Source organism: Streptomyces zagrosensis (assembly GCF_014203645.1).
GTDB lineage: Bacteria > Actinomycetota > Actinomycetes > Streptomycetales > Streptomycetaceae > Streptomyces > Streptomyces zagrosensis.
Genome location: NZ_JACHJL010000050.1, coordinates 1 through 8,861 on the forward strand (window position 1 = coordinate 1; position 8,861 = coordinate 8,861).

Genomic DNA, 8,861 nt, shown 5'->3' on the forward strand with positions numbered 1-8,861 from the left:
GAGGGCGATGTGTAGGGCGAACAGGCCGGCTTGGGCGTAGGTGGTGTGGTCAAGGAGATGGTCGGGTCCGCCGGTGAACACCACGTCCTTGAGGGGGTGCTCCAGGTGGGGGTCAAGGAGGTCACAGACGTGGTTGAAGGTCTCGGCGTAGGTGGGGAAGCGTTCGTACAACTCGTGTCCCATGCCGGGGCGTTGGCTGCCTTGGCCGCTGAAGAGGAACACCGTGTGCCCGGAGGTGGTGCCGACCGGTGCTTCGGGGTTGGTGACGTGGGGGTGGTTCTCCCCGCGGGCCAGTGCCTCTAGTCCGGTCAGCAACTCGTCCCGGTTGCCTCCTACGACCACGGCTCGGTGGTCGAACAGTGATCGTGACCTGAGCAGTGACCAGCCCACATCGACCGGCGACAACTCCGCATCTGCGGCGATCCGCGCGGCCAGCGCCTTCGCCTGCCCGCGCAACGCCTCGCCGTGACGGGCGGACAGCAGCCACGGCAGTGCGCCGCTGTCGTGAGGCGTGGGCGCGGCCGGTGCGGGTGCCTCGGGCGCCTGCTCCAAGATCAGGTGCGCGTTGGTGCCGCTGATGCCGAAGGAGGACACGGCCGCACGCCGTGGGTGCTCCTCCTGCGGCCACCCGGCCGGCTCGGTCAGCAACCGTATGTCGCCCGAGCTCCAGTCCACCTTGCTTGACGGCGCGTCGATGTGCAGCGACGCGGGCAGCAGCCCGTACCGCATGGCCTGCACCATCTTGATCACACTCGCCACACCGGCCGCGGCCTGGGTGTGGCCGATGTTGGACTTGATCGAACCAAGCAGCAGGGGCTGGCCTTCGGGCCGCTCCTGGCCGTACGTGGCGAGTAGTGCCTGCGCCTCGATCGGGTCACCCAACGTGGTCCCCGTACCGTGCGCCTCCACCACGTCCACCTCCGCGGCGGACAGCCGGGCGTTGGCCAGCGCCTGTCGGATCACCCGCTGCTGCGAGGGCCCGTTCGGCGCGGACAGGCCGTTGCTCGTACCGTCCTGATTGACGGCGGAGCCCCGTACCACCGCTAGCACCTGATGCCCGTTACGCCGCGCATCCGACAGCCGCTCCAGCAAAACGAGGCCGGAGCCCTCACCCCACACCATGCCGTCAGCGGCGTCGGCGAAGGGCTTGCACCGCGCGTCGGGGGCGATCCCGCGCTGCCGCGAGAACTCGATGAACGCGCCCGGTGTGGCCATCACCGTGACGCCGCCGGCCAGCGCCAGGCTGCACTCGCCCTGCCGTAGGGCCTGGGCCGCTAGGTGCATGGCCACCAGGGAGGAGGAGCAGGCCGTGTCCACCGTCACCGCCGGGCCCTCAAGCCCGAAGGAGTACGCGACGCGCCCCGAGACCACGCTGCCGATATTGCCCGTGGCGAGGTAGCCCTCCACATCGCTGGCCGTATCGCCGGTGAGGGCCAGATAGTCCTGCGAGGTGACCCCCGCGAAGACGCCCGTGTCGCTGCCCTGCAACGCCTCGCGGTCGAGCCCGGCGCTTTCGAAAGCTTCCCAGGCGGTTTCCAGGAGCAGTCGTTGCTGCGGGTCCATGGCCAGCGCCTCGCGCGGGCTGATCCCGAAGAACCCGGCATCGAACTGGGGCGCGTCGTGTACGAACCCGCCCTCACGCACATAGCTGGTGCCCTGGTGCTCCGGGTCCGGGTGAAAGAGCGCACCCAGGTCCCAGTTCCGGTCGGTGGGCATGTGGCTGATCGCATCCCGCTGCTCCACCACCAGCTCCCACAACTCCTGCGGGGTTCGCGCATCGCCCGGGTAGCGGCAGGCCATGCCGACGATCGCGATCGGCTCGTCCTGCGCCACGACCGTTACCGCAGGCGCGGCCACCAACGCCTGCCGGCCGGTGAGTTCGCCGCGCAGATACTTCGCGAGCGCGGTCGGCGTGGGGTGGTCGAAGATGAGCGCCGGGGCCAGATCGAGACCGGTGGAAGCCGCGAGCTGGTTGCGGAGCTCGACCGCCGTCAGCGAGTCGAAGCCCATCTCCTGGAACGGTTGGCCCGAGGGGATCGACTCGGGATGCGCATGTCCGAGGATGGCGGCGGCCAGCGACTGCACGTGCTGGATGAGAAGTTGCTGCTGCTCGCCTGGTGCCGTGTCGGCGAGTTGTTGTTGGAGGGCGTTGGTTGTGGTGGTGGTGTGGGGTTCGTGGGGTGTGGTGTTGGGGGTGAGGTCGGTGAGGAGGGGGCTGGGGCGTTGGGTGGTGAAGCTGGTGGGGAATGTGTGCCAGTCGATGTCGGCGATGGTGAGGGTGGTGTCGCCCTGGCTCAGTGCGTGGTGCAGGGACTTGACGGCCAGCTCCGGACTGAGCGGCGCCATGCCGCGCCGGCTGTAGAAGTCCGCGGCGGTCTCGTCCGCCGCCATGCCCGCATCGCTCCATGGCCCCCAGGCGAGGCTGGTGGCGGGGAGGCCGAGTGCGTGGCGGTGTTCGGCGAGTGCATCGAGGTAGGTGTTGGCGGCGGCGTACGCGCCTTGGTGGCTGCCGCCCCAGGCTGCGGCGCCGGAGGAGAAGAGGACGAACGCGCTGAGGTCCAGGTCTTTTGTGAGCTCGTGCAGATGGGCCGCGGCGAGCGCCTTCGGCCGCAATACGTGCTGGAGCCGGTCCGGCTGAAGGTCGGCGATGTACTCGGTGTCCGTCGTTCCCGCGGCGTGGATGACTGTGGTCAGTGGTTGCTCGGCGGGGATGGTGTCGATGAGTGCGCGGAGTTGTTCGTGGTCGGAGACGTCGCACGCGGTGATGGTGACCGTGGTTCCGAGTGCGGTCAGTTCTTCGGTGAGTTGGGTGGCGCCGGGTGCGTTGGGTCCGGTGCGGCTGGTGAGGAGGAGTTGGGGGGCGCCGTGTGTGGCGAGCCAGCGGGCGATGTGGGTGCCGAGTGCTCCGGTGCCGCCGGTGATGAGGGTGGTGCCGGTGGGTTTCCAGGGGGTGGTGGTGGGTGTGCTGGGTGCGTGGTGCAGGCGGCGGGCGAGGAGGCCGGCGCGGATGGCGACCTGGTCCTCGGGTTGCCCAGGCACCAGGAGTGCGGCAAGGCGGCCGGCCGTGTGGTGGTCGATGGTCGTGGGCAAGTCGATGAGCCCGCCCCAGCGGTCGGGGTGCTCCAGGGCCGCAACCCGACCAAGCCCCCACACCTCCGCCTGCCGTGGATGCGGCACCGTATCCGCCGCGCCAGTGGCCACGGCGCCCTGGGTCAGGCACCACAGCGGCGCCTGCACCTCCGCATCGCCGAGGGCTTGCAGGAGGGCGGTCGTGGCGGCCAGTCCAGCCGGCACGGCGGCGTAGTACGGATGAGGCTCCTCGGCCAACGCCAACAAGCTGACCACTCCGGACAACGCGCTGCCGCTGGCCAACTCGGCTACCTCATCCGTCAGCTCACCGCGCTCGATGTACTGCACATCCACGACATGCCGAACCGTGGTGGCCCCGTACCCCGTCAACGCCTGGGCTGCGGTCTGCGCGGCGGGGTGGTCCTCGAACCCCGCAGGCAGTACCAACAGCCACGCCCCACTCAACGCCGCTGCGGCCGGGTCCGCGAGCCGCTTCCAGACGACCCGGTGCCGCCAGGCGTCGATGACCGACTGCTCGCGGTGCTGGCGTCGCCAGGCCGATAGCGCCGGCAGGACGGCACCGAGCATCGGCTGCTGATCATCGGGCGAGTCCAGCGTCCTGGCCAAGGCCTTCACATCACCGCGCTCCACCGCGTCCCACAACTCAGCCTCAGCAGCGTCATGGCCACTACCACCACCGTCACCGACCGCCGGCGTGGCCGGAGCCAGCCAAAACCGCTGGTGCTGGAACGCATAGGTAGGCAGCTCCACCACTCGCGGCGCCGGGCTGGTCGGGAACCAGCCTGACCAATCCACCCGTACGCCATGGGCGTGCGACCTCGCCAGCGCCAGCCCGAACGCGTGCACCTCGGGCTGCTTTCGAGTCAGCGTGGCCACCATCAGGGGCGTGGGTGGGGGGCTGGCGTCTTCTGTGGTGGGTGGGGTGGTGGTGTGGTGGTGGAGGGTGTGTTGGGTTGCGGTGGTGAGGGTGGGGTCGGGTCCGAGTTCGAGGTAGGTGTGGGTGGTGGGGATGGTGTGGGTGATGGCGGGGTGGAAGTGGACGGGTTGGCGGATGTGTTGGGCCCAGTAGGTGGGGGTGGTGATCTCTTCCGGATCGGCGGGGAGTCCGGTGAGATTGCTGATCAGGGGGATGGTGGGTTCATGGAAGGTCAGCCCGGTGATGGCTTGGGTGAAGGGTTCCAGGATGGGGTCCATCAGCGGTGAGTGGAAGGCGTGGCTGACGGTGAGCGCCTTGGCCTTGTGGCCCTTGTCGGCCCAGGTGGTGCGGAGTTGTTCAACGAGGTCGATAGGGCCCGAGATGACGGTGTTGCCGGGGGTGTTGAGTGCGGCGATCGTCACCTGGCCGTCGAGCGCTGCCAGGTCGTCGGCGAGCTCTTCGGGGGTGGCGGCGATGGTGGCCATGGTGCCGCCGGTGGGGAGGTTGCCCATGAGGGTGGCGCGTTGGGCGACGAGGTGGCAGGCGTCGGGGAGGTCGAAGACCCCGGCGATATGGGCTGCGGCGACCTCGCCGATCGAGTGCCCGATCACGGCGTCGGGTCGTACGCCCAAGGTTTCCAGCAGTTTGGCGAGGGCGATGTGTAGGGCGAACAGGCCGGCTTGGGCGTAGGTGGTGTGGTCAAGGAGGTGGTCGGGTCCGCCGGTGAACACCACGTCCTTGAGGGGGTGCTCCAGGTGGGGGTCAAGGAGGTCACAGACGTGGTCGAAGGTCTCGGCGTAGGTGGGGAAGCGTTCGTACAACTCGCGGCCCATGCCGGGGCGTTGGCTGCCTTGGCCGCTGAAGAGGAACACCGTGTGCCCGGAGGTGGTGCCGACCGGTGCTTCGGGATTGGTGACGCCAGGATGGTTCTCCCCGCGGGCTAGGGCCTCTAGTCCGGTCAGCAACTCGTCCCGGTTGCCTCCTACGACCACGGCTCGGTGGTCGAACAGTGATCGTGACCTGAGCAGCGACCAGCCCACATCGACCGGCGACAACTCCGTATCCGAGGCGACCCGCGCGGCCAGCGCCTTCGCCTGCCCGCGCAACGCCTCAGCACTACGGGCCGACAGCAGCCACGGCTCCACCCGGCTCGGCGGCGTGCCGGCTGCCGAAACCGGCTCGGCCCCGTCCACCGGGCTGGGCACGCCTACCGGCTCGGGCGCCTGCTCCAAAATCACATGGGCGTTGGTGCCGCTGATGCCGAAGGAGGACACGGCTGCCCGACGTGGACGCTCACTCTGCGGCCACTCGGCCCGTTCGGTCAGCAGCCGTACCTCGCCCGCCTCCCAATCGACGTGCGGCGTCGGCGCGTCGATGTGCAGCGACGCGGGCAGCAGCCCGTACCGCATGGCCTGCACCATCTTGATCACACCGGCAACGCCGGACGCGGCCTGGGTGTGGCCGATGTTGGACTTGATCGAGCCGAGTAGCAGGGGCTGGCCTTCGGGTCGCTCCTGGCCGTACGTGGCGAGCAGTGCCTGCGCCTCGATCGGGTCACCCAACGTGGTCCCCGTACCGTGCGCCTCCACCGCATCCACCTCGGCCGGTGCAACCCGGGCATTGGCCAGCGCCTGGCCGATGACGCGCTGCTGAGCGGGGCCGTTGGGCGCGGTTAAACCGTTGCTCGTGCCGTCCTGGTTGATCGCCGAGCCCCGCATCACGGCAAGAATCCGGTGGCCGTTACGCCGGGCCTCCGACAGCCGCTCCAGGAGAACGAGCCCCGCGCCCTCGCCCCAGCCGGTGCCGTCCGCCGCCGCCGCGAACGGCTTGCAGCGGCCGTCTGCGGCCAGCCCGCGCTGGCGCGAGAACTCCACAAAGGTCGTCGGTGTGGCCATCACCGTGACGCCGCCGGCCAGCGCCAGGCTGCACTCGCCCTGCCGTAGGGCCTGGGCCGCTAGGTGCATGGCCACCAGGGAGGAGGAGCAGGCCGTGTCCACCGTCACCGCCGGGCCCTCTAGCCCGAAGGAGTACGCAAGCCGACCGGACATCACACTCGGTGTGGCGCCCGCCAGCAAATAGCCCTCGACCTCCTGCGCGGAAGCGGTGCCCGTGGCGCCGTAGCCCTGGAACGTACCGCCGGCGAAGACGCCCGTGTCGCTGCCGTGCAGCGTCTCGCGGTCGAGCCCGGCGCTTTCGAAGGTCTCCCAGGCGGTTTCCAGGAGCAGTCGTTGCTGCGGGTCCATGGCCAGCGCCTCGCGCGGGCTGATCCCGAAGAATCCGGCATCGAACTGCGCGGCGTCGTAAAGGAACCCACCCTCGCGCGCATAGCTGGTGCCCAGATGCTCGGGGTCGGGGTTGAACAGGTTGTCCAGGTCCCAGTGCCGGTCGGTGGGCATGTCCGCGATGGCGTCCCGGCCATCGGCGACCAACCTCCACAGGTCCTCAGGAGAACGCACCCCGCCGGGATAGCGGCAGGCCATGCCGACGATGGCGATGGGCTCATCGCTACCGACCGCGCTCGCCGTGTGCGCGGCGGCCGGTGTGCGCTGCCCGGTGAGCTGGCCGCGTAGATAGGTGGCGACGGCATGCGGAGTGGGATGGTCAAAGACCAGCGTCGGCGGAATGTTGATGCCGGTGCTGCTGGTGAGTTGATTACGCAGCTCGACCGCGGTGATCGAGTCGAAGCCGAGTTCTTGGAAGGGCTGCGTGGGGGAGACGGCGTCCAGGTTCGCGTGTCCGAGGATGCTTGCGGCGTGCTGCTGTACGTGCGCGAGCAGCGTCTGCTGCTGCTCGGCGGGGGTGCCGTCTGCGAGCTGCCGCCGCAGCGGGCTGGTGGCCGATGCATCCGCGGCACCGGTCTCCGGCCGCGCCACGGGGCGGACCTCGCTCAGCAGCGGGCTCGGCCGCTGCCCCGTGAAACCGGTGGCGAACTTCTCCCAGTCCACCTCCGCAACCGTGACGGTCGTGTCGCCGCGCTCCAAAGCCGCCTGGAGCGACGCGATGCCGAGGTCGGGGCCGAGCGGCGACAGGCCACGCCGCTTGAGGTAAGCGATCCCGGCGTCGTCGGCGGCCATGCCGGACCCGCCCCACGGGCCCCAGGCCAGGCTGGTGGCGGCCAGGCCATGGGCGCGACGGTGTTCAGCGAGCGCGTCGAGATAGGTGTTGGCGGCGGCGTACGCGGCTTGCCGGCCACTGCCCCAGGTGGCGGCGTTCGATGAGAACAACACGAACGCGCTGAGGCCCGAGTCCTTCGTCAACTCGTGCAGATGCGTAGCGGCAAGCGCCTTGGACCGGAGGGTCAGGTGGAGATCCTCCAGGCTCAGTTCCGCGAGCGTGTCCACCTTGAGGATGCCCGCCGTGTGCACGACCGCGGTCAGCGGCTGATCGGCCGGCACGTCATCGAGGAGATGCTGAAGCTGCGTACGGTCGGAGACGTCGCACGAGGTGATGCTGACCGCCGCGCCAAGGGCCGTCAACTCGGCGGCGAGTTCGGTGGCGCCCGGCACATCGGGGCCGCTGCGACTGGCGAGAAGCAGCCGCGGGGCGCCGTTCGCGGCGAGCCAGCGGGCCACCTGGGCACCCAGACCGCCGGTGCCGCCGGTGATCAGCGTGGTGCCGGTCGGCAGCCACGGGCTACTGCTGGACGCGGTCGGCGCCTGCCGTAGGCGGCGGGCGAACAGACCGCTGCGGATCGCCGCCTGATCTTCTGGCTGGCCCGGGCCGAGCAGCGCGGCGAGCTGGTCAGCGGTGTGGTGGTCGATGGTGGTGGGCAGGTCGATGAGCCCACCCCAGCGCTGCGGGTGCTCAAGCGCCGCCACCCGGCCCAGGCCCCAGATCTGTGCCTGCAACGGGCTCGGCAACGGATCGGCCGTGGTGGTGGCCACGGCGCCCTGGGTCAGGCACCACAGTGGCGCCTGCACCTCCGCATCGCCGAGCGCCTGCACCAGGGCGACCGTCGCCGCGAGCCCGGCCGGCACCGCGGCGTACTCCGGGTGCGGCTCCTCGGCAAGGGCCAACAGGCTGACGACCCCGGCCAGCGAGGCGTCCGCGATACGCGCCCTGATGGCATCCCCGAGTTCGCCGCGCTCCGTGCGCTGCGTGTCCACCACCTGATCGACGACGGTGGCACCGTGCCCCGTCAACGCCTGAGCTGCGGTCTGCGCGGCCGGGTGGTCCGCGAACCCGGCGGGCAGCACCAGCAGCCAGGACCCGGTCAGCGCCGCCCCGGCGGTGGCCGCGTCGGCAAGCCGCTGCCAGGCGACCTGGTAACGCCAGGACTCCAGCACGGACTGCGTACGGTGCTGTCGCCGCCAGGCGGAGAGCACCGGCAGCGCGGGCAGCAACGCGTCAAAGCCCGGGCTGTCCTGCTCCAGCTTCAACGCGCTGGACAGCGCGGCAACATCGAGTTCCTCGATGGCGTGCCAGAGCTGGCTCTCCGCGGCGTCCAGTGCCCCGGCACCGTTTGCGTACCGCGGCGCCGGCGCGTCCAGCCAAAAGCGCTGATGCTGGAACGCGTACGTCGGCAGACCCACCACCCGCGGCGTTGGCTCCGCGGGAAACCATCCCACCCAGTCCACCACCGTGCCCGAGGTGTGCAACCGGGCCAGGCAGCGGCTGAACGCCTGGACATCGGGCTGCTTACGCGACAGGGCAGCGACCACCACCGGCGCGGGCCGCTCCTGCGCCGCAACAACCTCCACGGACTCCACGTCATCGGTCGCCGCACCCTGCGCCGCCTCTGTGGTGGGTGGGGTGGTGGTGTGGTGGTGGAGGGTGTGTTGGGTTGCGGTGGTGAGGGTGGGGTCGGGGCCGAGTTCGAGGTAGGTGTGGGTGGTGGGGATGGTGTGGGTGATGG

General features: G+C 70.1%; 1 protein-coding gene. It reads right to left on the minus strand.

Going from position 1 to position 8,861, the window contains the following annotated elements:
• Positions 1-8,861, minus strand: an 8,861-nt coding sequence (locus FHS42_RS35865) for a type I polyketide synthase (RefSeq protein WP_184580537.1), incomplete at both ends; no start/stop codon positions are given.